Genomic DNA, 26,233 nt, shown 5'->3' on the forward strand with positions numbered 1-26,233 from the left:
CCCCCGCGGGTGAGGAGGAGAAAGCGCGCGCGGGACGGACGCCGCCGCGCCGTCATGCGGGGATCACCCGCTCCCCGGCGGGTTCCGCCGCGGGCCCGTCCCATCCCGCGCGCCGCCGCGCGGACTCCAGCGATTCGCGCATGCGGTTGGCGAGCACGCGCACGTGCGGCTCGGCGGTGATGGCGGCGTGGTGGCCCGGGACCGGGTGCACCTCCACCGGGGCGGCGGCGTGCGGCGCCCACCCCAGCGAGTGCTGCTCCTCCGCACCGCGCGTGGCCAGGAAGCCGTCCTGCCGCCCGGTCCGCACCTCCGCGCGAAACAGGACCAGGGTGCCGGAAAGGCGCCCGGGCCGGTACGCGGAGTAGCTGCGCGTGCGGTCCTGAACCATCCGGCACGCCGCGCCCAGCCGCTCGGCGTCGTACTCCGCCGGCGCGGCGTCCTGCTCGCGCAGCGCCTGGACGGCGACACGCACCTGCTCGTCCAGCTCCATCTCCTCCAGCTCCTCCGCGGACAGGCGGAACGGGCGCCGCTCCCGCACGGCGACGTCGTGCGCCAGCGAAACGACGATGTCGGCGTCGCGCTCCCACCCGAGTTCGTTCATCAGCCCGGGGGCGGTGGTGTCCAGCAGCCCGGTAAAGGCCACCTCCTCCCCCGCCTGCTCCAGCTGCACGGCCATCTCAAAGGCGACGATGCCGCCGAACGACCAACTGGCCAGGTAGTACGGCCCGTGCGGCTGCACGGCGCGGATGGCCGCCACGTGCTCCTCCGCGATCCGCGCCACGGGGCGCGCCAGGTCCTCGCCCGTGTCGCGCACGCCGTACACCGGCTGCTCCGGCCCCAGGTGGCGCACCAAGTTCACGTACCCCATCACGTTGCGGTCCGCGGAGTGGACCAGGAACACGGGGGGCAGCGTCCCGTTGGGCTGCAGCGGCACCACCGACCCCGGCGCATCCGCGGAGGACTGCTTCTGCTCCAGGATGGCGTCCGCCATGTGGCGCAGGGTGGCACCGGCGAAGAGGGTGGCCACGGGGAGGTCGCACTCCAGCAGCCGGTTCACCCGGGTGAACAGGCGCAGCGCCAGGAACGAGTTGCCCCCCAGGTCGAAGAAGCTTTCCCGGGGCCCCACGCCGCGAACGCCCAGCAGCTCCTCCCAGAGCGGGATCAGCTGCGCCTCCACGAAGTTGCGCGGCTCGTCCACCCGCCGGTCCCCGCCCCCGTACACGGGCGCCGGCAGGGTGCGGGGATCCACCTTTCCCGTCCGCGTGCGCGGCAGCGCGTCCAGGTGCACGAAGGCGTCGGGGACCATGTACTCCGGAAGGGCGCGGCGCAGGTGCCCCCGCAGCTCCCCCGCGTCCGCCCCGGCCACCACGTAGGCCACCAAGCGCCGGTCGCCGGGCCGGTCCTCGCGGACGGCCACGAGGCATCCGGACACGGAGGGATGGCGGCGGAGCACCGCCTCCACCTCCCCCGGTTCCACCCGGTAGCCGCGCACCTTCACCTGGTTGTCGGTGCGGCCCAGGATCATCAGGTCGCCGTCCGCCTGCCACCGGGCGCTGTCGCCCGTGCGGTACATGCGGCTCCCCGGCTCGGCGAAGGGGTCGGGGACGAACTTTTCCGCCGACAGCGCCGGCCGGCCCAGATAGCCGCGCGCAACGCCCGCCCCGCCGATGTACAGCTCACCGGGAAGCCCCGCCGGCACCGGCTCGCCGGTGCGCGTCCAGGACATAGAAGCGCAGGTTCTGGATGGGCGGCCCCACCGGAACGGCCCCCGCGCGCTGCGCCCCGGGGGCGAGCACGTACGCCGAGCACCCCACCACCGTTTCCGTGGGCCCGTACTCGTTCACCAGCCGCACGCCGGGGGCGTGGTCCTGCCACCAGACGGTGGCTTCGGCGGGGAGGAGGTCCGCGCCCACCACCAGCGTGCCCGCGGCGGCGCGCGCCTCCTCCTCCGCGAGCATCGGGGTGAGGAGCGCCAGGTGGACGGGGGTGATCTTGATCAGCCCGAAGCCGGGCTTTTCGCGCAGCACCCGGGCCAGCGCCTCCACCGGATTGTCCTCGGGGAGCAGCCGGACGGGCTTTCCCGCGAAGAGCGGGAGAAAGTTGGTGAGGGTGAGGTCCACGGCCATGGAGGTGAAGACCGGCGCGCCGTTCCCCCGCTCCGCCCCGTAGGCCCCCACCGCCCAGTGGATGTAGTTGCACACCCCCCGGTGGTGCATGGCGACGCCCTTGGGCCGCCCCGTGCTCCCCGAGGTGAAGATGACGTACGCCAGGTTTTCGCTCGTGACCCCGGAGGCCGGCGCCCCGGCCGGCTCCTCCGCGATGCGCGCCCACTCGGCGTCCACCGCCACGACGCGCACCCCGGGCCGCGGCGGCACCCGGTCGCGCAGCCGCGCCTGGGTGAGGACGGCGGCCACGCCCGCATCCTCCAGCACGTACGCGATGCGCTCCGCCGGGTGCGCGGGATCGGCCGGCACCCAGGCGCCGCCGGCCTTCATCACCCCCAGGATGGAAACCACCAGTTCGGGCCCGCGCTCCATGCAGATCCCCACGCGCGTCTCGGGGCCCGCGCCGGCACGGACGAGGTGGTTGGCCAGACGGTTGGCGTTCTCGTCCAGCTCGCGGAACGTCATGGATCCGCCGTCCCAGAGCACGGCCGGGGCGTCGGGGGTGCGCCGTGCCTGGGCTTCGAGCAGTTCGTGGATGCAGGACTCCGCGGGGTACTGCGCCACGGTGTTCCACGCCAGCACCCGCCCGCGCTCCGCCTCGTCCATCAGCCGCAGCCGGGAAACGTGCCGCCCGGGGTCGCCGGCCACCTGCCGCAGCACCCGCTCCAGGTGCTCCACCATCCACCGCACGGTCCCGGCGTCGAACAGGTCCGTGGCCCAGGTGAGCCCGCCCACCAGCCCCCGTTCCGTCACCCGCAGCGCCACGCCCAGGTCAGCCTTGGCGCTCCCCACCTCCATCTCCACCCGGCCCACCTCCACGCCGGGGAGCGCGGGGATGGAGCCGATTCCCTCGTGCACCTCGAACAGCACCTGGAACAGGGGCGAGTGGCTCAGCGTGCGCTCCGGCCGCAGCTCGTCCACCAGCTTTTCAAAGGGGACGTCCTGGTGCTCGTACGCGCCCACGGTCACGTCGCGGACGCGCCGCAGCACCGTGCGGAAGTCCGGGTCTCCGGACAGGTCGGTGCGCAGCACCAGCGTGTTCATGAACAGGCCGATGAGCCCCTCGGTTTCGCCGCGGGTGCGTCCCGCGATGGTGCTGCCCACGACGATGTCAACGCCCCCGCCCCAGCGGGAAAGCAGCACCTTGAACGCGGCCAGAAGCACCATGTACAGGGTGGCGCCTTCGCGGCGGGCAAGCGCGTCCAGCCCGTCCACCAGGTCGCGGGGCATGTGGATGGGAAGGTACGCGCCGCGAAAGCTCATCACCGCCGGGCGCGGCCGGTCCGTGGGAAGGCGCAGCAGCTCCGGCGCCCCGGACAGCCGCTCCCTCCACCACGCCACCTGCCGCTCCAGCGCTTCGCCGCGCAGCTGCTCGCGCTGCCAGACCGCGAAGTCGGCGTACTGCACCGGGAGCGGCTCCAGGGAGGGGGCCCCGCCGTGCCGGAAGGCGTCGTACGCGGCCGCCAGTTCGCGGAATAGGACGTCCAGGCTCCACCCGTCCACCACCGCGTGGTGCATGCACAGAAGGAGCGCGTGGTCGTCCGCGGCCAGCCGCAGCAGCCGCGCGCGAAAGAGGGGGCCCGCCGACAGGTCGAACGGGCGCGCGCCCTCCAGGGTCGCCTGGCGGCGCAGCTCCTCCTCGCGCGCGCCGGCCTCCATCGCCGGCACGTCCTCCACCGGGAGGGGGAAGCCGCGGAAAGGGGAGACCACCTGGACGGGCGAGCCCTCCGTTTCGGCGAACACGGTGCGCAGCGCCTCGTGCCGCCGCACCACCTCGCCCAGGGCGCGCTCCAGCGCCGCCACGTCCAGTGGCCCGTGCAGGCGCAGGGGGACGGCGACGTTGAAGAAGCTGCCCCCCGGCTGCAGCCGGTCCAGAAACCAGAGCCGTTCCTGGGCGAACGAGGCGGGGAGCGGTCCGGCGCGGTCCACCGGCGCCACCGGGGGAAGCTGCGGGGCGTTCGCGCCCTGCAGCGCCTCGATGCGCTCCGCCACCCCGGCCACGGTGGGCGCCTCGAACAGCGCGCGCAGGGGAAGCTCCACCCCGAAGCGTTCGCGCACGCGGGACACGACGCGGGTGGCCAGGAGCGAGTGCCCGCCCAGCTCGAAGAACCCGTCGTGCACGCCCACGCGCTCCACCCCGAGCACGGCCGCCCAGATCGCGGCCAGCGCTTCCTCCGCCGGGCCGCGCGGCGCGGTGTACTCCGCCCCGGCCGCCGCGTATTCGGGCGCGGGAAGGGCGCGGCGGTCCAGCTTGCCGTTGGGGGTCAGGGGGAGCCGCTCCACGACCACGAAGGCGGCGGGGACCATGTACTCCGGCAGCCGGCCGCGCAGGTGGGCGCGCAGCTCCTCCGCGCCGGCGGTGCCGGCCACGTACGCCACCAGCCGCTTGTCGCCCGGCGCGTCCTGGCGCACGAGCACGCGGGCCTCGCGCACGCCGGGGTACGCGGCCAGCGCGGCCTCCACCTCCCCCGGCTCGATGCGGAAGCCGCGGATCTTTACCTGCTCGTCCAGCCGGCCCATGAACTCCAGCCGCCCGTCGCCGCGCCACCGCACGCGGTCGCCGGTGCGGTACATCCGCGCGCCCGGCCGGGAAGAGAAGGGGTCGGGGACGAACTTTTCCGCCGTGAGCGCGGGGCGGCCCAGGTAGCCGCGCACCACCCCCGCGCCGCCGACGCAGAGTTCGCCGGGGACGGCGGGCGGAACCGGCTGCATCCCCGCGTCCAGCACGTACGCCCGGGCGTTGGGGATCGGCCGGCCGATGGGGATGGTCGCCGCGCCGGGGGCGACCGCCTCCACCCGGTCCAGCGTGCACCACACGGTCGCCTCGGTGGGGCCGTACTCGTGCAGTACGCGCTCCGGCCGGCCCCGGGCCAGCATGCGGCGCACGCTTTCCGTATCCACCGCCTCGGCGCCGAACACCAGCTGGCGCAGCCCCGCGTACACGTCCACCTGCTCGCGGACGTGCTGGCTGAAGAGCGCCGCGGTCTGGTACAGGTGGGTGATCCCCCCGTCGCGCAGGGCCGCGCGCAGGGCGCGGGCGTTCAGCAGCACCTCGCGGTCGATCCCCACCAGCGCGGCCCCGTGCGCCAGCGCGCACCAGAACTCGAATACGGCGGCGTCGAAGCTGGCGTTGGAGGCCTGCGCCACGCGGTCGCCGGGGCCCATGGGCATGCACTCGCCCACGCACGCGGCCAGCTGCACCACGTCGCCGTGGCCCATCATCACCCCCTTGGGGCGGCCCGTGCTGCCGCTGGTGTAGAACACGTACGCCAGGTTCTGCGCGCTCGCCACGGGGGGCGGCGCCTGGGCGGACTCCCGCGCCAGCGCCTCGCGGATCTCCTCCAGCGCGACGGCGTGGAGCGCGCCGCCCGCCATCCCCGGGGCCAGAGCGCCGCGGGTAAGCAGCACCCGCGCGCCGGCGTCGGCCAGCATGAGCCGCATGCGCTCCGCCGGATAACTGGTGTCCACGGGGACGCAGCAGCCGCCGGCCTTGAGCACGGCCAGAATGGCCACCACCTGCTCCACACCGCGCTCCAGCAGCACCCCCACCCGCTCCTCGCGCGCCACGCCCATCCGCAGAAGGTGGTGCGCCAGCCGGTTCGCGCGGGCGTCCAGTTCGCGGTAGGTCAGCCGCTCCGCGTCCCACGCCAGGGCGAGCGCGTCCGGGGTGCGCTGCACCTGCGCCTGGAACAGGTCGTGGATGCAGGCTTCGCGGGGATAGGGGCGGTCCGTGCGGTTCCACTCCTCCAGCACGGCCCGCCGCTCCCGCGCGCCCGCCAGCGAAAGGCTCGCGAGGGGAACTTCGGCGTCGTCGGCGATCCCCCGCAGCACCTGCTCGAACCCCGCCAGCCACCACTCCACCGTTTCGCGGTCAAAGAGGTCCGTGCTGAAGTCGCACGCCAGACGCAGCGCATCGGGCGCCTCGGTGATCTCCAGGTTCAGGTCCAGCTTGCTGCCGCCCCCGAAGTTGGCCTCCACCCCGGCCCGCAGATCGCCCAGCGCCAGTTCCTCCGGTGCCCGGTCCACGTTCAGCATCACCGAGAACAGGGGCGGGCGGCCGGTGTCGCGGGTGCGCAGCAGCGATTCCACCAGCCGGGGAAAGGAAAAGCCCTGGTGCTCCACCGCGCCCAGGATGGCGCGGCGTACCTGCCGGGCGAATTCCGTGAAGGTGGCGGACGAATCCACCTGGACGCGGATGGGGAGCACGTTGATGGCGTAACCCACGAGATCCGAGGCGGCCCCGCGTGCCGCCTGCCCCGCCGACGGGGTGCCGACCACGATGTCGTCCTGCCCGCTCAGGCGCGAAAGCCACACGCAGAACGCGGAGAAGAAGGTGTGGAACAGGCTGAGCCCGTGGCGCCGGCCGGCGGCGGCCAGCCGCCGCATGAGTTCCGGGTCCACGTCGCGCCGCGCGCGCTCGCCGCGGTAGCTGCGCACCGGCGGGCGGGGCCTGTCGGACGGCAGCTCCAGCACCGGCACGCCGTCGGCGAAGCGGGCCGCCCAGAAGGCGTCCGCCGCGGGATCGGCGGACCCCGCCCGCACCTGCGCATCCACCAGGGCGGCGTGGTCAGGGCGGGGCGGCAGCCCCGCGTCCCGCCCCTCCTTTTCCGCCGCGTACAGGGTGCCAAGTTCGCGCAGCAGAATGGAAAGCGACCAGCCGTCCAGCACCACGTGGTGCACATCGAACAGGAGCAGGTGCTCGCCGGTGCCCACCGCGGCCAGGGCGAAGCGCACCAGCGGGCCGCGCACCAGGTCGAACGGGCGCTGCACGGTGTCGCGCACCCACGCCTGCACCCGCGCCTCCCGCTCCTCCGCATCGAGGGCGCGGAAGTCCGCGCGCGGCAAGGGCACCGGCATCGCGGGGTGAATGCGCTGCACGTCACCGTCGGGGCTCACGGTGGCGCGCAGGGTGGCGTGCCGGTCCACCAGCGCCTGCAGAGCGCGGTGCAGGGCGCCTGCATCCAGCTCACCCCACAGGCGGAGCGTGGTGGACTCGATGTACGCCAGGGAGGCGTGCTCCCCCATCTGCGACTCGATCCACAGCTGCCTCTGCCCTTCCGTCAGCGGAATCTCGCGCACCGCCGGCTCGGCGGAACCGAAGTACGTGGCCAGGGCGGATTCCTGGGACGGCGCGCCCCGCCCCGCCAGCGCCGCGGGTCCCCCCGGTGCGCCGGACCCCGGCACCGCGGCCGATCCAGCCAATGCAGTCGATCCAGTGAATGCAGCCGATCCAGTGGATGCAGTCGATCCTGTGGACGCAGCCGATCCGGTGGACGCAGCCGATCCGGTGGATGCAGTCGATCCGGTGGACGCCGTCGATCCAGTGAATGCAGTCGATCCAGTGGATGCAGTCGATCCGATGGCTCCAGTGGATGCGGCCGATCCCGAAAGCGCCGGCGACGCGCCGGAAGCAGTCATCCCCGCCCCGTCCCGTCCCGTCGTCCCGGCCAAGACGGCCGCCGCTGATTCGACGCCCAAGCCCGTGGACGAGGCTCCCGGGCCCTGCTCCGCCCCACCGGGGATGAAGCCGCCACTCCGCATGGCCCGCACGGAGGCGCGGACCGCGTTGAAAACGATGTCCAGGTCCTCGTCCGTGTGCGCCGTGCAGAGAAAGTGCGTCCCCGTCTCGGGGATTACGTGAATCCCTTCCAGGATCATGTGATGGCTGAAGAGCTCCGGAAACTTGACCTGCGGACCGAAGAAGAAGCGGAACGCGGAGCTGAAGTGCACCGCGGTGACCGGGTACTCTTCCGCATCGAAGAACGCGTTCAGCCGCTCCACGAGCGCGGCCGTGCGCGCGTTCAGCCGCTCGTACATCGGCGCGCCCCGGCGCTGGATCTCGCCCAGGATGGCGCACGCCACGTTCATGGAGATGGGGTGCTTGAAGTACGCGCCGGCGAAGAGTGTGCGCTGGCCGGTGGGGTATGAGTCGTCCCCGTAGTTCCACAGCCCGCCGTCGAAGACACTCATTACCTCCCGCGTTCCCGCCACCACGCCCATGGGCAGCCCGCCCGCCACGATCTTGCCGTAGGTGACCAGGTCCGCCTGGATGCCGAAGAACTCCTGCGCGCCGCCGGGGGCCATGCGGAAGCCGGTGATCAGCTCGTCGAAGAGAAGAAGGGTGCCTGCCTCGCGCGTCATCCGCCGGAGTTCGCGCAGAAAGGCGAACGGCTGCAGGTCCGGCCGGCGGCTCTGCACGGGCTCCACCATCACCACGGCGATCTCGTGCAGGTGGCGGGCGAGCAGCTCCAGCGACGCCGGCTCGTCAAAGTCCAGCATCAGCACGTCGCCCAGGGGAAGCGCCGCCACGCCGGGGGCGCTGGGCCGCACCTCGCGCTGCCCGCCCGACGTGAACAATCGTCCCTGGACGATGTCGCTCCACCCGTGGTAGCTGCCGGCGAAGTAGGCGACCCTGGAGCGGCCGGTGAAGGCGCGGGCGGCGCGGATGGCGCCCATCACCGCCTCCGTCCCCGAGTTGCAGAAGACCGCCCGGTCGTTCTTTCCCAGCTGGCAGACCAGCTCCGCGGCGCGGCCCGCATCGGGCGACTGCGGGCCCACGCCGAACCCCAGCTCTACCTGCTCGCGGATGGCGTTTGCCACGAAGTCCGGCGCGTGGCCGAACAGGCTGCAGCCGAACGCCATTCCCGTATCCACGTACTCGTTGCCGTCCACGTCCCACACCCGCGCGCCCAGTGCCCGCCGCCCCACGATGGGGTAGGTGATCTCCTTCCACACCCGGCGGAAGCGCGCCGTCACGCGGCTGTCGGCAAGCGGCAGGTGGTAGCGCGCCTGGTGCGCCTTGGAGGCCCGGGTGCGCTCCACGTACCGCGCGATGAAGCCGTCCAGGTACTCGCGCTGCCGGGGCGTCATGGCGCCGGGCGCCTCGGTGTTCAGTGGCAGGTAGGCGACAAACGTCTCCGGCTGGATCTTCGCCCGGGGAGACTGCGGCACCGCCGGCACCGGCGCATGCGATCCGTTCGATCGCTGCGGGGGCGGTTCGATCAGCGCCTGAGCGGGGGATCCGCTGGATGCGTGAGCCTGCGGTCCGTGCGCGGCGGCTCCGTTCACCGTCTGCGCGAGGAGTCCGTTCGACGCGGGCGGATGTAGTGTGTCCGATGCCGGCGCGTGCTGTCCGCCGGCGCTCGGAACGTGCGAGCCGTTCAATGCGTGGACCTGCGCTTCGTGCGGGGCGGCTCCGTTCGGTGACTGCGCGATCGGGACGGATGCCGCGCCCCCGTGAACCATCGCGAGCTGCTGCGTCATGAAGTGCGTCAGGGACTGCAGCTGCTGCGCGATCACCCGCTCCATCACGCTCTCTCCCGCCGGCGCGGCGGGGTAGAAAACCGGCGCGGCGGCGAGGGCCGGAGCCGGGTGGAAAGTCACCGGGGCTGGCAGCGCGCCGGGGGCCGGAACCGGGTCCGGGTGGACCGCCGGCCCGGCGTGCGGCGGCGCTGCGGCTGGAGCCGGGTGGACCGCCGGCGGCGCGGGCTCGTCCGCACGCTCTTCCTCCACCACGGCGTCCGGGGGAAGCCGGCGGTCGATGTACGCCGCCAGCGCCACGAAGTTGGGAATGTCCTCCAGCAGCTCCACCAGCGGGACGCGCACGCCCATGCGCTTTTCCACCGCCTGGATGGCCTGCAGCAGGAGCAGCGAGTCGAATCCGGCACGGAAGAAGTCCGTCTCCGTGTCCACGAGGTGCGCGGGGATGCCGGTCAGCCCGGCCGCGGTCACCCGCAGCTGCCGCAGCACGGCTTCCTGACGGCGGGAGGCTGCCGCGGTGTCCTGCTCCGCCAGTCGGGTCTCCATCACGTCCGGTCCTTTCTGATGAGATGCCTGTGCCTCCCCCGCCTCCTCATCCATCCCCGCCCCCGAACCCGCCGCGAGCGCACCGCCGGCCCGCGGGGGTGCATCCACCCAGTAGCGCCGCCGCTCAAAGGGGTAGCCGGGCAGCGGCACCCGGTGCCGGCGCTCGCCCCGGGCGAATCCCGCCCAGTCCACCTCCACCCCCGCGGCCCACAGCCCGCCCAGCGTTTCCAGTACGAGCTGCAGATCCGGAATGCGGTTGTGCGGATGGCGCACCGATCCAAACACCACGCGGTCGTCCCGGGCGCCGCCCTGCGCGGGGTGCTGCACGGCCCAGGCGCCCAGCGTCTGCCCCGGGCCCGCCTCCAGCAGCACCCAGCCGGGCTCGGCGCACAGCGTGGCCACGCCGTCGGCGAAACGGACGGGGCTGCACAGGTGCCGGGCCCAGTACGCCGGCGAGCACGCCTCCTCGTCCGACAGCCACTCCCCCGTGACGTTGGAGACGAGGGGAATGCGCGGCGGCCGCAGCTCCACGCCGGCCAGCAGCCGCTCCAGCTCCGCCCCCACTGGCCGCATGGCGCGGGAGTGAAAGGCGTGCCGCGCCGCGAGCCGGCGGCTCACGATCCCCCGAGCCGCCAGCACCGCCCCGAACGCCTCGCACTCCACCTCCGGGCCCGCGACCACGCAGCTTTCCGCCGTGTTCACCGCCGCCACGTCCAGCCCGGCGGGGAGGATGTTCCGCAGCGCCGCCTCGCCCAGCGGCACCGCCAGCATGGCCCCGGCGGGAAGGGCGTCCAGCAGGCGGGCGCGGAGGGCCACCAGCCGCAGCGCGTCGTCCAGGCGCATCACGCCCGCGACGCACGCCGCCACGTACTCGCCCAGCGAGTGGCCGATGAGCGCCCGCGGGACCACGCCCCAGCTCATCCACAGCTTCGCCATGGCGTAGCCGGTGACGAAGACGGCGGGCTGGGCCAGCCGCGTTTCGTCCAGCGGCGACGCCGGCCCGCCGCCCTCCAGCATCCGGCGCAGGTCCCATCCGCCGCCGGCCGCCTGCGTGGCGGACCCCGCGGAGTACAGCGTCTCGCGCAGGTCGCCGCCCAGCTCCGGGCGCAGCAGCGCGCAGCACTCGTCCACGGCGGCGCGGTAGACCGGCTCGGCGTCGTACAGCCCCCGGGCCATGTCCACGTACTGCATCCCCACCCCGGGGAACATGAAGGCGACGGGCCGGTCCGTGCGCGGCACCGCCGGAAGGGCGCGCACGGCCGCCTGCCGCAGGCGCGCCGCGCCTTCCTCCGCGTCGCGGCAGACCACGGCCAGCCGGTGCTCCATCTCGCGCCGGCCGGACTGCAGGGTGAACGCGGCGTCGGCCAGGGACGGCACCTCGGCCTCCAGGAACTCCGCCATCCGCTCCGCCGCCGCCGAGAGCGCGGAGGGCGTGCGGGCGGAAAACACCAGCAGCTGCAGCGCGCGCGACGGGCCCGACGGCGCGCGCTGCGGCGCTTCCTCCAGCACCGCGTGCGCGTTGGTCCCGCCGATGCCGAACGAACTGACGCCGGCCCGCCGCGGCGTTCCCGTCCGCTCCCATGCCCGCAGCACCGTGTTGACGACGATGCCGCCCGCCAGCAGCTCCGGGTGCGGCGCCGCGCAGTGCAGCGACGGGGGGATTTCGGCGTGCTCCAGGGCGAGAACGGTCTTGATGAGCCCCGCCACACCGGCGGCGGCGTCCAGGTGGCCCACGTTGGTCTTGACGGAGCCGATGGCCAGGGGCGGCGCACCCGCGCGCGGAAGCGCCTCGCGGATGGCCCGCAGCTCGATGGCGTCGCCCAGCGGCGTGCCGCTGCCGTGTGCCTCGAGGTACTGAAGGGTGGCGGGGTCCACCCCGGCCAGCGCCATGGCCCGCGACAGCACCCGCGCCTGCCCCGTGGCGCTGGGCGCGGTGTAGCCCACCTTCTGCGCGCCGTCGTTGTTGATGCTGGAGCCGCGGATCACGGCGTGGATGGTGTCGCCGTGGGCCAGCGCGTCGGCCAGGCGCTTGAGCACCACCATCCCCCCTCCGCTCCCGGCCACCGTCCCCCGCGCGTCCGCGTCGAACGCGCGGCAGTGCCCGTCCGGGGAAAGGATGCCGTCCGGCGCGAAGAGGTAGCCGTTCCTGAGCGGCATGCGCACGGAAACGCCACCGGCCAGCGCCATGTCGCACTCGCCCGCGGCCAGGCTCTGGCAGGCGAGGTGCACGGCTACCAGCGAGGTGGAGCACGCCGTCTGCACCGCCAGCGCGGGCCCGTGCAGGTTCAGGCGGTAGGCGATGCCGGCGGCCAGGTGGTCCCGCTCGTTGCCCAGGGAAAGGCGAAGCGAGCCCACGGAGCGGGCGATCTCCGGACTGGCGTGCAGGTGGGCCGCGTAGGTGTTGGTGCTGGCCCCGGCAAAGACGCCCACGGGACGCCCCACGCGGGCCGGGTCGTACCCGGCGTGCTCCAGCGCGGCCCAGGCACACTCCAGCAGCACGCGGTGCTGCGGGTTGAGCACCTCCGCGTCGCGCGGCGTAAGCCCGAAGAGCGTGGCGTCGAACTCGTCCGCCCCGCGCAGTGCCCCGCCCGCGGGAACGAAGCCGGGCAGATCCATCAGCGCCAGGTCCGCCCCCGCGGCCAGCAGCTCCTCGCGGCTGAAGCGGGAGATGGACTCGGTTCCTCCGCGCAGGTTGCGCCAGAAGGCCTGCACGTCGTCCGCGCCGGGAAAGCGCCCGGCCATCCCCACCACCGCCACCTCCCGCCCCGTACCGCCCGCCGCGCGGCGCCCCGCCGTCCGCCCGGACGCGCGCGCGCCCACCGGGGTGATCCGTCCGCCCCGCCGTACGCGCCCGCCCCGCTCCGCGCCCGGGGCGGCAACCGCCGGGGCACCGTCATCCACCCCGTCCTTCCGCAGCCGCGCGGCCAGGGACCGGACGGTAGGGTGGAGAAAGAGATCCACGACGGGGATGTCGCGCCCCAGGTCGGCGGCGATTCGCGCCTGCACGCGGGCCATCAGGAGCGAGTGCCCGCCCAGGTCGAAGAAGTTGTCTTCCACCCCCACGCGATCCACGCCCAGCAGCTCCCTCCAGAGCGCCGCCAGCCGCGCCTCCAGCCCGGTGCGCGGCTCCAGCCGCCGTCCCGGCGCGGCGGGCTCCGGCGCGGGAAGCGCGCGGCGGTCCAGCTTGCCGTTGGGCGTCAGCGGCAGGGCGGCCAGCAGCACCACCGTCGCGGGAACCATGTACTCCGGGAGCGCCGCGCGCAGGTGCTCGCGCAGCGCCCCGGCCGCCGCATCGCCCGCCACATACGCCACCAGCCGCCGGTCGCCGGGGGTGAACTCGTGCGCCACCACCACGCAGTCGCGCACGGCGGGGTGGCGGCGCAGCGCCGCCTCGATCTCCCCCGGCTCAATGCGGAATCCGCGGATCTTGACCTGGTGGTCCACCCGGCCCAGGTACTCCAGTTCCCCGGCGCCGGAGTGCGCGCTTTCTCTCCAGCGCACCCGGTCGCCGGTACGGTAGATCCGCGCGCCGTGCTCTCCGGAAAAGGGGTCGGGAAGGAAGCGCTCCGCGGTGAGCGCCGGACGCCCCAGGTAGCCGCGGGCCAGCCCCAGCCCGCCCAGGTACAGCTCGCCGGGAACGCCGGCCGGCGCGGGGTTCATTCCCGGGTCCAGCGCGTAGGCCCGCGTGTGGGCGATGGGCGCGCCGATGGTGGCCGGGGCGCCCGGGCGGCGCAGCGCGAAGGTGCTGTAGGTGGTGTCCTCTGACGGACCGTACAGGTCGTACACCCGTTCCACCCCCGCCGCGTACAGCGCGTCCACCAGCTCCGTCCGCAGCGGCTCGCCCGCCAGGTTCACCGTGCGGACACCGGCGGGGATGCCGCCCGTGGCCAGCAGCGCCGCCGCGGCGGAAGGGACGGTGTTGAGAAGGCGCACCTCGCCCGCGGCCGCGGCGCGCGGCAGGGCAAGGGCGTTCTCCACCACGATCACCCGTCCGCCCCGGACCAGGGGAAGAAAGATCTCGAAGACGGACAGGTCGAAGCAGACGGAGGTGCAGGCCAGCGTTCCCGCCAGCTGCTCCGGGGGAAAGACGCCGGCGGCCCACGCCAGGAAGGCGGCGGCGCTGCGGTGCTCGATGGCCACCCCCTTGGGGCGGCCCGTGCTGCCGGAGGTGTAGATCAGGTACGCCAGGCCGCGCGGCGACACCGGGGCGTGCAGGGCGGCGGCGGACTGCAGGGCGATGGCGGATGCGTCCCCATCCACGCTGGCCACGGCGAAGCCGCCGCCGGGCAGCAGCCCGCGCACCGACTCCTGCGTCACCACCACCCGCGCATCCGCGTCTTCCAGCGTAAGCGCCAGCCGCCCGGCGGGATACGCGGGGTCCAGCGGCAGGTACGCGCCGCCGCTCTTGAGCACGGCCAGGAGCGCCACCACCAGCTCCGTCCCGCGCTCCAGGCAGACGCCCACGCGCACCTCCGGACCGGCGCCCAGGCGCACGAGGTGGCGGGCCAGCCGGTTGGCGCGCTCGTCCAGCGCCCGGTACGTGACCACGTCGGTCCCGCACAGCACCGCCGGCGCGTCCGGAGTGCGTGCCGCCTGCGCCTCGAAGAGCGTGTGGATGCAGCTCTCCATAGGGGACGCGGCCTCCGTCCGGTTCCACGCGTGCAGCACGAGGTCGCGCTCCTCCTCCGCCAGCAGATCCAGCCGCGACAGGGGACGGTCTGCGTCGTCCGCCACCTGCTCCAGCAGCCGGACCAGGTGGCCCGCCATCCGCTCCACCGTGCCCCGCTGGAACAGGTCCGTCGCGTAGGCCAGCCGGCAGCGCGCTCCGTCCCCGTCCACCCGCACCGCGAGGCTCAGGTCGAACTTGATGGTCGCCATCTCGGACTCCACCGCTTCCACCGCCACGCCCGCAATGGCGGGGAGGCGCGCGTCCGCGTCGTCGTCCAGCGTGAACAGCACCTGGAACAGGGGCGAATGGCTCAGGCTGCGCTCCGGCTGCAGCTCCGCCACCAGGCGCTCGAAGGGGAGCTCCTGGTGCTCGTACGCGCCCAGCGTGGCGCCGCGCACCGTCCGCAGCAGTTCGCGGAAGGACGGATCTCCATCCCACTCCGTACGCAGCGCCAGCGTGTTGGCGAAGAAGCCGATCAGCCCTTCCGTTTCGCGCCGCGTGCGCCCCGCGATGGGGGTGCCGACCACGACGTCCGTGACGCCGGCGTACCGGGCCAGCATCACCTGGAAGGCGGCCAGGAGCACCATGAACGGCGTGGCGCCCTCGCGGCGGCCCAGCGCCCGCAGCCGGGGCGGCAATCCCGGCGGCAGAGGAAACCACACGGCGCCGCCACGATGGGTGCGCTGCGCCGGGCGGGGGTGGTCCGTGGGCAGCTCCAGCAGCGCCGGCGCGCCCGCCAGGCGCTCCTTCCACCAGGCCAGCGGGCGATCGATCCCTTCGCCGCTCAGCTGCTCGCGCTGCCAGACGGCGTAGTCCGCGTACTGCACGGGAAGCGCGGGGAGCCGCGGTTCGGCCCCGTCGCGGAACGCCGCGTAGGCCAGCGACAACTCGTGGAAGAACACGCCCAGGCTCCACCCGTCGCTCACCGCGTGGTGCATGCAGAGGAGCAGGAGGTGCTCTCCCTCTCCCAGACGCAGCAGCGCCGCGCGGAAGAGGGGTCCGGCGGCAAGGTCGAACGGGGCCGCGGCGTACGCCGCGGCCCGGCGTTCCGCACCCGCCCGGCGCTCCCCTTCCGGCAGGCCGGAAAGGTCCTCCACCGGGAGGGTGAATCCCGCGAATGGGATTACGATCTGCGCCGGCACCCCGTCCCCCGGCGCAAAGACGGTGCGCAGCGCCGCGTGCCGCCGGACGATCTCGCCCAGCGCGCGCTCCAGCGCCTCCACGTCCAGCGCTCCGGACAGGCGCAGCGCGGCGGGAACGTTGTACGCCGCGCTCCCCGGCTCCAGCCGGTCCAGGAACCAGAGCCGCTCCTGCGCAAAGGAGAGCGGCGGCGCGTACAGCATGCGGGGCACCAGCGGCGGCGCCTGCGGCGCACCGGCGCGCCGCGCCGCCTCCACCCGCACGGCCAGCTCCGCCACGGTGGGCGCCTCGAACAGCGCGCGCACGGGCAGTTCCACCGCGAACAGTTCGCGGATGCGGGAAACGACGCGGGTGGCCAGCAGCGAATGCCCGCCCAGCTCAAAGAAGCCGTCCGCCGTCCCCACCCGCTCCACTCGCAGCAGCTCCGCCCAGACCGCGGCCAGCACCTCCTCCACCGGGGTTCGCGGCGCCATGTAGCGCTCCGCGTCCCCCGCGAACTCGGGCGCCGGAAGGCCGCGGCGGTCCACCTTGCCGTTGGGCGTAAGGGGAAGCGCGTCCATCGCCACGAACGCGGCGGGAACCATGTGCTCCGGGAGCCGGGCCCGCAGGTGCGCGCGCAGGCTCTGTTCGTCCGCGCCTCCCACCACGTAGGCCACCAGGCGCTTCTCGCCCTCTCCTTCCCCGCGCACCACGACGGCGCAGGCGGTTACGCCGGGATGACGGCGCAGCACGGCCTCCACCTCTCCCGGCTCGATGCGGAAGCCGCGGATCTTTACCTGCTCGTCCAGCCGGCCCAGGTACTCCACCACGCCGTCGGCCCGCCAGCGCGCCCGGTCGCCGGTGCGGTACATCCGCGCGCCGGGCTGAATGGAGAACGGGTCGGGGATGAAGCGCTCCGCCGTCGCGGCGGCACGGCCCAGGTAGCCGCGGGCCACCCCGTCGCCCGCGGCGTACAGTTCGCCGGGAATGCCGATGGGGAGCGGGTTGAGCCATGCGTCCAGCACGTGGACGCGGGTGTTGGAAACCGGGGTCCCGATGGGAACGGGCCCTCCGCTCCACGCGGCGTCCACCGTGTGGCAGCAGGTGAAGGTGGTGTTTTCCGTAGGTCCGTAGCCGTTGATCAGCCGCAGCGACGGAAAGCGCTCCCGCACGCGGCCCACGGCCGTGGCGGAAAGGACGTCGCCCCCGGCCAGCAGCTGGCGCACGCCGGCCAGGTCGTCCAGCCGCTCCTCCGCCATCACCTCGAACAGCCCGGCCGTCAGCCAGAGCGTCGTGACCCCGTCACGGACGAGGATGCGGCCCAGTTCCTCCACCGAGGGCGTGCGCCCGGGAACCAGCACCAGCCGCCCCCCGTTCAGCAGCGCCCCCCAGATCTCCAGCGTGGCGGCGTCAAAGGAGACCGGCGCGGCCTGCAGGACCACCTCGCCGGGGCCGAAGTCCGCGTAGTTGGCTCCGCGCACCAGCCGCACCACGCTCCGGTGCTCCACGCCCACACCCCGCGGCGTGCCCGTGCTCCCGGAGGTGTACATCACGTACGCCAAGCTCCGGGACCCCGCCTCATCTTGGAAAAGAGCGTCGTCCGCCTCCTCGGCGGGGAGCGCGTCCACGCACAGCACGGCGCACCCGCCGGCCGGGAGCGTGCCGCGCAGCGAGGTCTGCGTCACCAGCACGGCCGCGGCGGAATCCGCCAGCATCCACGACAGCCGCTCCGGTGGATACGCGGGATCCAGGGGCACGTACGCGCCCCCGGCCCTGAGCACGGCCAGGATGGCGGCGATCATCTCCGGCCCCCGCTCCAGGCAGATCCCCACGCGCGTTTCCAGCCGCACGCCCTGTCGCCGCAGGTGGCGAGCGAGGCGGTCCGCGCGTGCGTCCAGCTCCGCGTAGGTGAGCGATTCATCCTCCATCACCACCGCCACCGCATCCGGCGTGGCCCCGGCCTGCTCCCGGAACAGCGCGTGGATGCTCCGGGCGGGGTACTGCGCCCCGGTCCGGTTCCACTCCTCCACCACCCGTCTCTGCTCCTCCGCGTCCGCCAGGCGAAGCCGGGAAAGCGGGCATGCGGGATCCGCCGCCACCTGCTCCAGCAGCATCTCCAGCCGCCGCGCCATTCGCCGGATGGTATCGCGCGCAAAGAGATCGGTGGCGTACGTCAGCACCCCGCGCAGGCCGCCCGCCCGGGCATCGAAGGAAAGGGCGAGGTCGAACTTGGCGGTGCCGGTTTCCGCTTCCAGCTCCTCCGTGCGCACGCCGGCCAGCGACGGCCGCGCGCCGGATCCGTCGTTGAGCGTGAACATCACCTGAAACAGGGGCGAGTGGCCCAGGCTGCGCTCGGGCTGCAGCGCCTCCACCAGGTGCTCAAAGGGGATGTCCTGGTTCCGAAAGGCGCCAAGGGTCACGCCGCGCACCCGCGCCAGCACCTCACGGAACGAGGGGTCGCCGGAAACGTCCGTCCGCAGGGGAAGGGTGTTGACGAAGAAGCCGATCAGCTCCTCCACCTCGCGCTCGCCGCGGCCGGAGACGGCGGTGCCCACCACCACGTCCGCGGTGCCGGCGTAGCGGGCCAGCAGCACCTTGAAGGCGGCCACCAGCACCATGTACCGCGTCACCCGCTCGGCGCGGCCCAGCGCGTCCAGCCGCTCCACCAGCGAGGGGGCCAGGTGCAGCATCTCGCGGGCGCCGCGGTGGCTCTGCGCGGCGGGCCGCGGATGGTCCGTGGGAAGCGTCAGCAGCGCGGGGGCGCCGGCCAGATGGGCGCGCCAGTAGGCCAGCCGCCCCTCCACCGCCCCGTCTTGCGGCTGCGCGCGCTGGCGCACCGCGAAGTCCGCGTACTGCCCCGGCGGCTCCGGCAGGGGCGAGGGGAGGCCCTGGCGAAAGGCATCGTACAGGGCGGCGAGTTCGCGATAGAGCACCCCCATGCTCCACCCGTCGCTGACGATGTGGTGCATGCAGAGCAGAAGAACGTGCTCGTCTTGCGCCAGCTGAAGCAGGGTGGCGCGGAAGAGCGGTCCCGCGGACAGGCTGAAGGGCCGCGCCGCGTCGTCCGCGGCCAGGCGCCTCGCCTGTTCCCCGGCCGTCTCCGCGTCCAGCGAGGACAGATCCTGGCGAGCGAGCTGAAAGCCGGCGCCGGGGGCAATCACCTGCACCGGGCTCCCCCGCACCTCCGCGAAGGTGGTGCGCAGCGCTTCGTGACGGCGCACCACCTCTGCCAGGGCGCGCTCCAGGGCATCCGCGTCGAGCGCGCCGGACAGGCGCAGCGCGCGGGGCAGGATGTATGCGCCGCCCTGCGCCCCGTCCATCCGGTCGAGAAACCACAGCCGCTCCTGCGCGAACGATGCGGGAACGGTGCGCGGGCGGCCGATCTTTTCGACCAGAGCCCTGCGCAGCAGCTCCTGCTTTTCGGCGCGCGACAGCTCGCGCGCGGCCTCGGGGGGCACGCTCATCGTAGGATCTTCGCTCGAGTGGTGCGGGGGTCCCGCGCCCTGATTCAACAATCCCTAACGGGCCATCACATACGAAGTCGCCCGTCTGTTCGACCGTCCAGCCGGCCGGCTCTCCGGGCCTGGCCAGGCGAGGCGCGGAAAGGAGGTCGTGATCTCCAAGTCCGGGGATCGACGGCGACACTTCACGATCGACCTTCCCGCGAGTTACGTCCTTGCAGGAGCGGACATTATGCGCGTGAACGGGCGCGACTCCGCACCCAAACGGGCCGCGCCAGGCTCCCGCTCCAACGCCATGGACAGTCACAGCCGCCCCACGTCAGGACGGATGACTTGAACCACTATATCACGAACCACCATCACCAACAAGTATTTGCGGATAAGGTGACGCTCGGCCGCAAACGCCCGGTACGCTGAGCGAGGTGGAAGTCCGAGGCGGACTGGGCTGGCTAGAACGCGGCGCGAGTGGATGGCAGACTCTGTTTCCGGGATGCTCGCAGAAACCACCTTCTCTCGACATAAAGAGGCGAGAATTGAAAGCACCAAGAGGGTTGACGGGCGTCCGGGATCTGCGGATATTGCCGAGAAATGGAATTTGAGTATCCCTCGTCTCCCCGGACCCGAGGGGCCCTGCCATGCCCGCTGGACAGGGAGCAGCGGATGATGCCGCGCCATCACTCACACGCAAGGCGCCTGTATATGATAGAACAGACTGGCGCCCGTGCGGATGGCGCGGCCGCGGAACCGACCCGCTCCGGCGAGGGCCCGCAGCCGTATCCGCTCACGCCCCTGCAGCACGGGATGCTGTTTCAGTCGCTGCGTGCCCCGGGCTCGGGTGTGGACGTGGAGCAGGTCGTATGCACGCTGCGCGAGGCGGTGGACGAGGATGGGATGCGGCGTGCCTGGACCACCGCCGTGTCGCGGCACGACGTCCTGCGCACCCGGTTCGCGTGGACCGGAATGCCGGAGCCGATGCAGGTGGTGCAGGCGGAGGCCGCGCCGGACCTTGCCGTCCACGACCTCGCCGGGCCCGGGTTCGGCGGCGGCCTGGAGCGCTGGCTGGAGGAGGATCGTGCCCGCGGCTTCGACCTGGCGCGGGACCCCGCCATGCGCCTGGCCCTCTTTCGCCGCGCCACGGACGAGTGGGTGCTGGTGTGGACGTTCCATCATGTGATCCTGGATGGTGCCTCCGTCGCCCACGTGCTGCGCGAGGTGTTCGCCCTCTATGACCAGGACGCGGACGCCGAACTGCCGGCCCGGCGCCCGTTCCGCGACCATGTGGCGTGGCTGCGGGAGCGCGGCTCCGCGGAGGACGAAGCGTTCTGGACGGAGTGGCTGCGCGGCGTCTCTGCCGCGGAGCCCCTGCGCGGGGCGCGCGCCCTGGCACGCGACCCGGCCGCGGAGCCGCCCTCCGGCGTGCGCGAAATGCGGCTCTCGCTCCCGGCGACCGCGGCGCTGCGGGCGTTCGAGCAGGAGCAGGGCGTGTGGCTCAGCACGGTGGTGCAGGCGGCGTGGGCGCTGTTGATGGGACGCTGCACCAACCGCCGTGACGTGGTGTTCGGCGCGGTGCGCGGCGGGCGCGCCACGGGGATGGATGGGGCAGAGGGGATGGTGGGAATGCTCATCAACACGGTCCCCGTCCGCGTCCTTCTCCGGGACGACGCGCGGGTGATCGACTGGCTGGACGAACTCGGCGACCGCCTTTCTGCGCTGGCGGAGCACGAGCATGCCGCTCTTTCCGACGTGGCCCGCTGGAGCGGAATCGCCCCCGGCGCGGTCCTCTTCGACACCATCCTGGACTATCAGCCCCGGCCGTTCGACGCGGAGTTGGGCGGGGCGTGGACCGCGCGCGAACTCCGCGTGCTGCGCCGCACGGGGTTTCCCCTGGCGATGGCGGTGACCGGCGAAACGCCGCTGCGGCTGCGGCTGGACTACGACGCGGAACACTTCGACGCGGTGTCGGCGGAGCGGATGCTGGAGCGCTTCGCCACCCTGCTGGAGCGGATCGCCGAAGATCCGGACCAGCGGCTGGGAGACGTCGATCCCCTCCCCCCCGCGGAGCGCCGCATGCTGCTGCACGCGTGGAACCAGCCCGAGACGCGGCTCCCCGCCACCCGCACCCATCTGCTGGTGGCGGAGCAGGCGGCGCGGACGCCGGACGCGCTCGCCGTCGCCTGCGGCGGGGAGCGCATGAGCTACGGCGAACTGGACGCCCGCGCGGAGCGGCTGGCGCGCCGGCTCGCTGCCCTGGGCGTGGGGCCGGAGGTGCGGGTGGGGCTCTGCCTGGAGCGCGGGGTGGAGATGGTGGTGAGCGTGCTGGCCGTGTGGAAGGCCGGCGGGGCCTACGTGCCGATGGACCCGGACGCCCCCGCCGAGCGGCTGGCCTGGATGCTCCGGGACTGCGCGCCGGCCGTGCTGGTGACGCAGACGCGCCTGGCCGCCGCCCTTCCCCCCCACGGCGGCACGACGGTGCTCGCCGACGGGGCGTGGGACGAGGAACAGGACGCGGACGTGAGCCTCCCGCCGGCCTCCGCCGGGCCGGACGAACTGGCGTACGTCATCTACACCTCCGGCTCTACGGGCACCCCCAAGGGCGTGGCGGTGCACCACGGCGCGATTTCCAGCCACGTGCGGAGCGCGACCGACGCCCTCATGACGGGGCCGGCCGACGTGGGGATCGTGCAGGCCGCGTACACTTTCGACATGTGGATGCTGGAGGTGTTCCCCCCGCTGGTGTCGGGCGGAAGCGTGCGCCTCCTTGCTTCCGGCGAGCTGCTGGAGCGCGAGCGCGTCCCGGCGGCGCTGGCGGGCGGCACCCTGCTCACCGCGGTCCCCGCCATGTTCCGCCAGGTGGTGGAGGCCGCCGCTGACGCGGGATACGGAGCGCTTTCGGCGCTGCGGCACGTCATCATCGGGGGGGAACGCGTTCCCCCGGAGCTGCTGGCGGATCTTCGCCGCGCCCTCCCCGCCGGCGCGGTGCTGCGCGTCCTCTACGGACCGACGGAAACCACGGTCGTCTGCACGGGGTGGACGGTTCCGGCGGACGGACGGGTGGAGGGACACCCGATCGGCACGCCGCTCCCCGGCCTGCGCGCGTACGTCTGCGGCGCCGGAGGGACGCTGCTCCCCGCGGGGACGGCGGGAGAGCTGTGGGTGGGCGGGCTGGGGGTGACGCGCGGCTACCTGGACCGGCCGGCACTCACGGCCGCGGCGTTCGTCCCGGACCCGTTCGGCCCTCCGGGAGGGCGGCTGTACCGCACCGGCGACCGGGTGCACCACCGCTCCGACGGAACGCTGGAGTACCTGGGCCGCGTGGACGAGCAGGTAAAGATCCGCGGCTTCCGCATAGAGCCGGGCGAGGTGGAGGCGGTGCTGCGCCGCCACCCCGGCGTCACCGCCTGCGCGGTCGTGGGCCGCGACGACGGGCCCGGCGGCACGCGGCTGGTGGCCTACGTCACCGGTGACGCGGGCGCCGGAGAGTTGCGCCCCTTTCTGCGCCGCACCCTGCCGGGGTGGATGGTGCCTTCCGTCTTTGTCGCGGTGGACCGGCTGCCGCTGGGCGCCAACGGCAAGGTGGACCGCCGCGCCCTTCCCGCCCCTCCCCCCGCCGCCGCGCAGGCGGAACACGTCGCCCCGCGCACCGAGGTGGAGCGGGTGCTGGCCGGCATCTGGGCCGAGGTGCTGGGGCTGGAACGCGTGGGGGTGCGCGACGACTTCCTGGAGCTCGGCGGGCACTCGCTGCTGGCCACGCGGGTGGTCGCGCGCATCCGCGCGGCACTGGAGGGCAGGGTGACCGTCGCCTCCCTCTTCGAGCACCCCACCATCGAGCAGCTGGCGCCGCTGCTGGCGGAGCGCGCCGCCGCTCCTCCCGCGGACCCCGCTCCGGGGCTGGCGGACCGCACCCCGCAGCAGCTGCTCTCCCAGATGGACCAGCTGTCCGACGAGGAGCTGGACCGCCTGCTCGCCTCCCACTCGTGACGCCGCCCATGCCGCTCCGTCCCCCGCCCCCCACCCCCGCGTCTCGCGACGCCGCGCACCCGGAGCACCCCGACGCGGCCGCGTTTCCGCCGGCCATGCGCCTGCGCCTTCCCAACGGCCTCACCGTGGTGCCGCAGAGCCGGACCGAGGCGGAGCACTTCTATCACGACATCTTTGAAAAGCGGATCTACCTGCGCCACGGCGTCACGCTGCAGCCGGGCGACTGCGTGTTCGACGTGGGCGGCAACATCGGCACGTTCGCGCTCTTCGCCGGCCGCGAAGCCCCGGACGCACGCATCTACACCTTCGAGCCCGCCCCGCCGGTGTACCGGCGGCTGCGCGCCAACCTGGCCCTGAACGGCGTCCGGGCGCGCGCCTTCAACCACGGAGTCGCCGAGGCGGAGCGCACCGCGCGCTTCACCTTCTATCCCAACAGTTCGGGGATGTCGTCCTTCTACGCCGACGCGCGGGAGGAGCGCCAGGTGCTGCGGCTGATGATGGACCGCGAGCGCGACGAGGGGCTGGACGGGATGGAGGCGCTCCTGCCGTTCGCGGACGAGCTGCTGGACGAGCGCTTCCGCGCGGTGGAGATGGAGTGCCGTCTGCGTCCGCTCTCCGCGGTGATCCGCGAGGAGGGGGTCGGCCGCATCGACTTTCTCAAGATCGATGTGCAGAAGGCGGAGCTGGAGGTGCTGCGGGGGATCGATGACGAGCACTGGCCGCTCTTCCGGCAGATCGTCATCGAGGTGCACGACCTGGACGGCCGGCTGAGCGAGGTCACGCGGCTGCTGGACGAGCGCGGCTTCGATGTCGCGGTGGAGCAGGACGAGGCCGTGGAGGGCTCCATCCTCTACAACCTCTTTGCCGTCAGCCGCACCGTTCCCGCGCGGGAAAGCGACCCGCTGCGCGGCGCCGCCGGGCCGTCCGCACCGGGACCGGACGCGGAGCGCGCGGCGCCAGCCCCCTGGCAGCTGCTCCTTCTTTCCGCCCCCAGCGCGGAGGGGCTCGACGCCGCCGCGGGGCGGCTGGCAGCGCACCTGGCAGAGCACCCCGCACTGCCGCTGTCCGGGGTGGCGTTCACCCTGCGCCAGGCCGCCGTACACCCGCACCGCCGCGCCGTGGTCGTTCGCGGGGGAGAGGATGCGTCCGCCCTGCTGGCCGGGCGCGACCCGGCCCGGACGGCGGACGGCGTGGCGGCGCGCGCGGAGCCCGCTCCCGTCTTTCTTTTTCAGGGCGTCGGCGAGCACTACCCGGGAATGGGGCGCGGGCTGTACGACGCGGAGCCCGTGTTCCGCGCCGAACTGGACCGCTGCGCGGAGCTGGTGCGCGGGCATCTGGGCTTCGACCTGCGCGAGCTGCTCTTCGCGGCGGACGCGGAGGCCGCCCCCGAGTCCGGCCGGGTGGACCTGCGCCGGATGCTGGGACGCGTCCCCGCCTCGCCCGCGGCGGAGCGGCTGAGCCGCACGGAGGCGGCGCAGCCTGTCGCCTTCGCCACGGGCTACGCGCTGGCCCGGCTGTGGGAGTCGCGCGGGGTTCGCCCCGCGGCGCTCGCCGGCCACTCCCTGGGCGAGTACACGGCCGCCTGCGTGGCCGGCGTTTTTTCGCTGGAAGACGCGCTGGAACTCGTGGCGCTGCGGGCCCGCGCCATCCAGGCGCTCCCCCCCGGCGCCATGCTGGCCGTCTCCCTGTCGCCGGAGGACGCGGCGTCCTGGACCGGCGGCGGCGTGGCGCTGGCGGCGGTGAACGCCCCGGAGCTGTGCGTCCTTTCCGGCACCACGGAAGGCATCGCGCGGGTGGAGCACGCCCTGTCGGCGGCCGGCCACGCGGCGCGGCGGCTGGCGGCCACGCACGCCTTTCACTCGCCCCTCATGCAGCCCGTGGCCGAGCAGGTAGGCGCGCTCGCCGCGCGCATGCGGCTGAACGCGCCGCGCATCCCCGTTCTCTCCAACGTGAGCGGGACCTGGCTGACCGCGGAGGAAGCGGCCGACCCGGCGTACTGGGCGCGGCACCTGGTGGGAACCGTCGAGTTCGCCCGGTGCGCGGCGGAGCTGCTGGCGCGGCCCGGGGTGGTGCTGGTGGAGGCGGGGCCCGGCGGGTCGCTCGGCGCCTTTGTGCGCCAGCAGGCGGCGTCGCAGGGTGCGGCCGTTCCCCCCGGCGTCGCCTCCCTCCCCCACGCCGCGGAAGGGACGCCGGAGCCCGCCTTTCTGCTCGGCGCGCTGGGGCGGCTGTGGACGGCCGGCCTGCGGCTGGAGCCCGCCGCCTTTCCGGCGGATGCAACCTCCCGCCTGGTCGCCCTTCCCGACCTCACAGCGGAAACAGGGACGGTCCGAAGCACGGACTTCGACGGTGAGACGGCGCGCGCGCTGGCGGAGATCTGGGGGGAGCTGCTGAAGGTAAACGCGGGCCCGGACGACGACTTCTTTCTGCTGGGCGGGCACTCGCTGCTCGCCACCCGGCTGATGGCGCGCGTCCAGGACCGCTTCGGCGTGCGGATGCGGCTGCGCACCCTGTTCCAGACCCGCACCGTGGCCGCCATGGCCCGGTGGATCGACGAACAGGCTCCGGCATCCCCCCTCTGACCCGGAGAACGTCCCAGGCCCGCGCCGGCCCGGAGGCGCACGCCGCGCCGGCTGCGCGCGTACGGGGTGGCGTGCACGGAGAGCGACACCTTTGACCAGCGGGGCGCATCAGGCCATGAGCCTGCTGCGCCCCGCTGGTGAGCACGGGAATCCCGGGGTGACGGAGGATTCACCTGTGACGGCACGCTGAACTCGCTGCCCCGTGAAGCCGCGCGTGCGGACCGTCCCTTCGCACCCGGACCAACCGGGGATGGACACCGAGCCGGGCGCACCTCCCATCCACCGCCGGGCATTCTCCCGGGCGTACAACGAGCCGAACTGTACGCCGATGTAGAGGATGACCGCGTGCTCACCCGCCATCAGCCGGTTCCAGAAAACGCCCTCCACAGCGGCTCCCTCATCCGTGCGCACGGTGGATGACGGCCGTTCCGGCACCCTGGATGAAACAGCGGCCGT

At 73.7% G+C, this 26,233-nt stretch carries 4 protein-coding genes; 2 read left to right on the forward strand and 2 right to left on the reverse strand.

Annotated elements, in window-relative coordinates; genetic code table 11:
• Positions 1-52 precede the first annotated feature (52 nt).
• Together HNQ61_RS14845 and HNQ61_RS14850 are read right to left on the reverse strand one after the other, a co-directional pair.
• Positions 53-1,726, reverse strand: coding sequence for a thioesterase domain-containing protein (locus HNQ61_RS14845; RefSeq protein ID WP_170036729.1), 1,674 nt, complete (start codon positions 1,724-1,726; stop codon positions 53-55).
• Entirely contained in the window at positions 1,677-19,223 is a 17,547-nt protein-coding gene (locus HNQ61_RS14850) for a non-ribosomal peptide synthetase/type I polyketide synthase (RefSeq protein WP_170036727.1), read from the reverse strand. Before HNQ61_RS14850 ends, HNQ61_RS14845 begins: the two co-directional genes overlap by 50 nt.
• A 696-nt stretch (positions 19,224-19,919) precedes the next feature.
• On the opposite strand from HNQ61_RS14850, the gene HNQ61_RS14855 reads away from it, so the two are divergent.
• Together HNQ61_RS14855 and HNQ61_RS14860 are read left to right on the forward strand one after the other, a co-directional pair.
• On the forward strand, positions 19,920-23,198 hold the full coding sequence (locus tag HNQ61_RS14855) for a non-ribosomal peptide synthetase (protein WP_183685692.1): 3,279 nt from the start codon (positions 19,920-19,922) through the stop codon (positions 23,196-23,198).
• Between the two features lie 8 nt (positions 23,199-23,206).
• Positions 23,207-25,777 (forward strand): FkbM family methyltransferase, encoded by a 2,571-nt coding sequence (locus HNQ61_RS14860; protein WP_170036723.1) that lies wholly within the window; start codon positions 23,207-23,209, stop codon positions 25,775-25,777.
• Positions 25,778-26,233 lie beyond the last annotated feature (456 nt).

This window comes from Longimicrobium terrae (genome assembly GCF_014202995.1).
Taxonomy (GTDB): domain Bacteria; phylum Gemmatimonadota; class Gemmatimonadetes; order Longimicrobiales; family Longimicrobiaceae; genus Longimicrobium; species Longimicrobium terrae.

Bases quoted from the DNA above. Each gene is read 5' to 3' on its own strand.
- HNQ61_RS14855 (WP_183685692.1), top strand. From the start codon at position 19,920: ATGATAGAACAGACTGGCGCCCGTGCGGATGGCGCGGCCGCGGAACCG.
- HNQ61_RS14850 (WP_170036727.1), bottom strand. From the start codon at position 19,223: ATGAGCGTGCCCCCCGAGGCCGCGCGCGAGCTGTCGCGCGCCGAAAAG.
- HNQ61_RS14845 (WP_170036729.1), bottom strand. From the start codon at position 1,726: ATGTCCTGGACGCGCACCGGCGAGCCGGTGCCGGCGGGGCTTCCCGGT.
- HNQ61_RS14860 (WP_170036723.1), top strand. From the start codon at position 23,207: ATGCCGCTCCGTCCCCCGCCCCCCACCCCCGCGTCTCGCGACGCCGCG.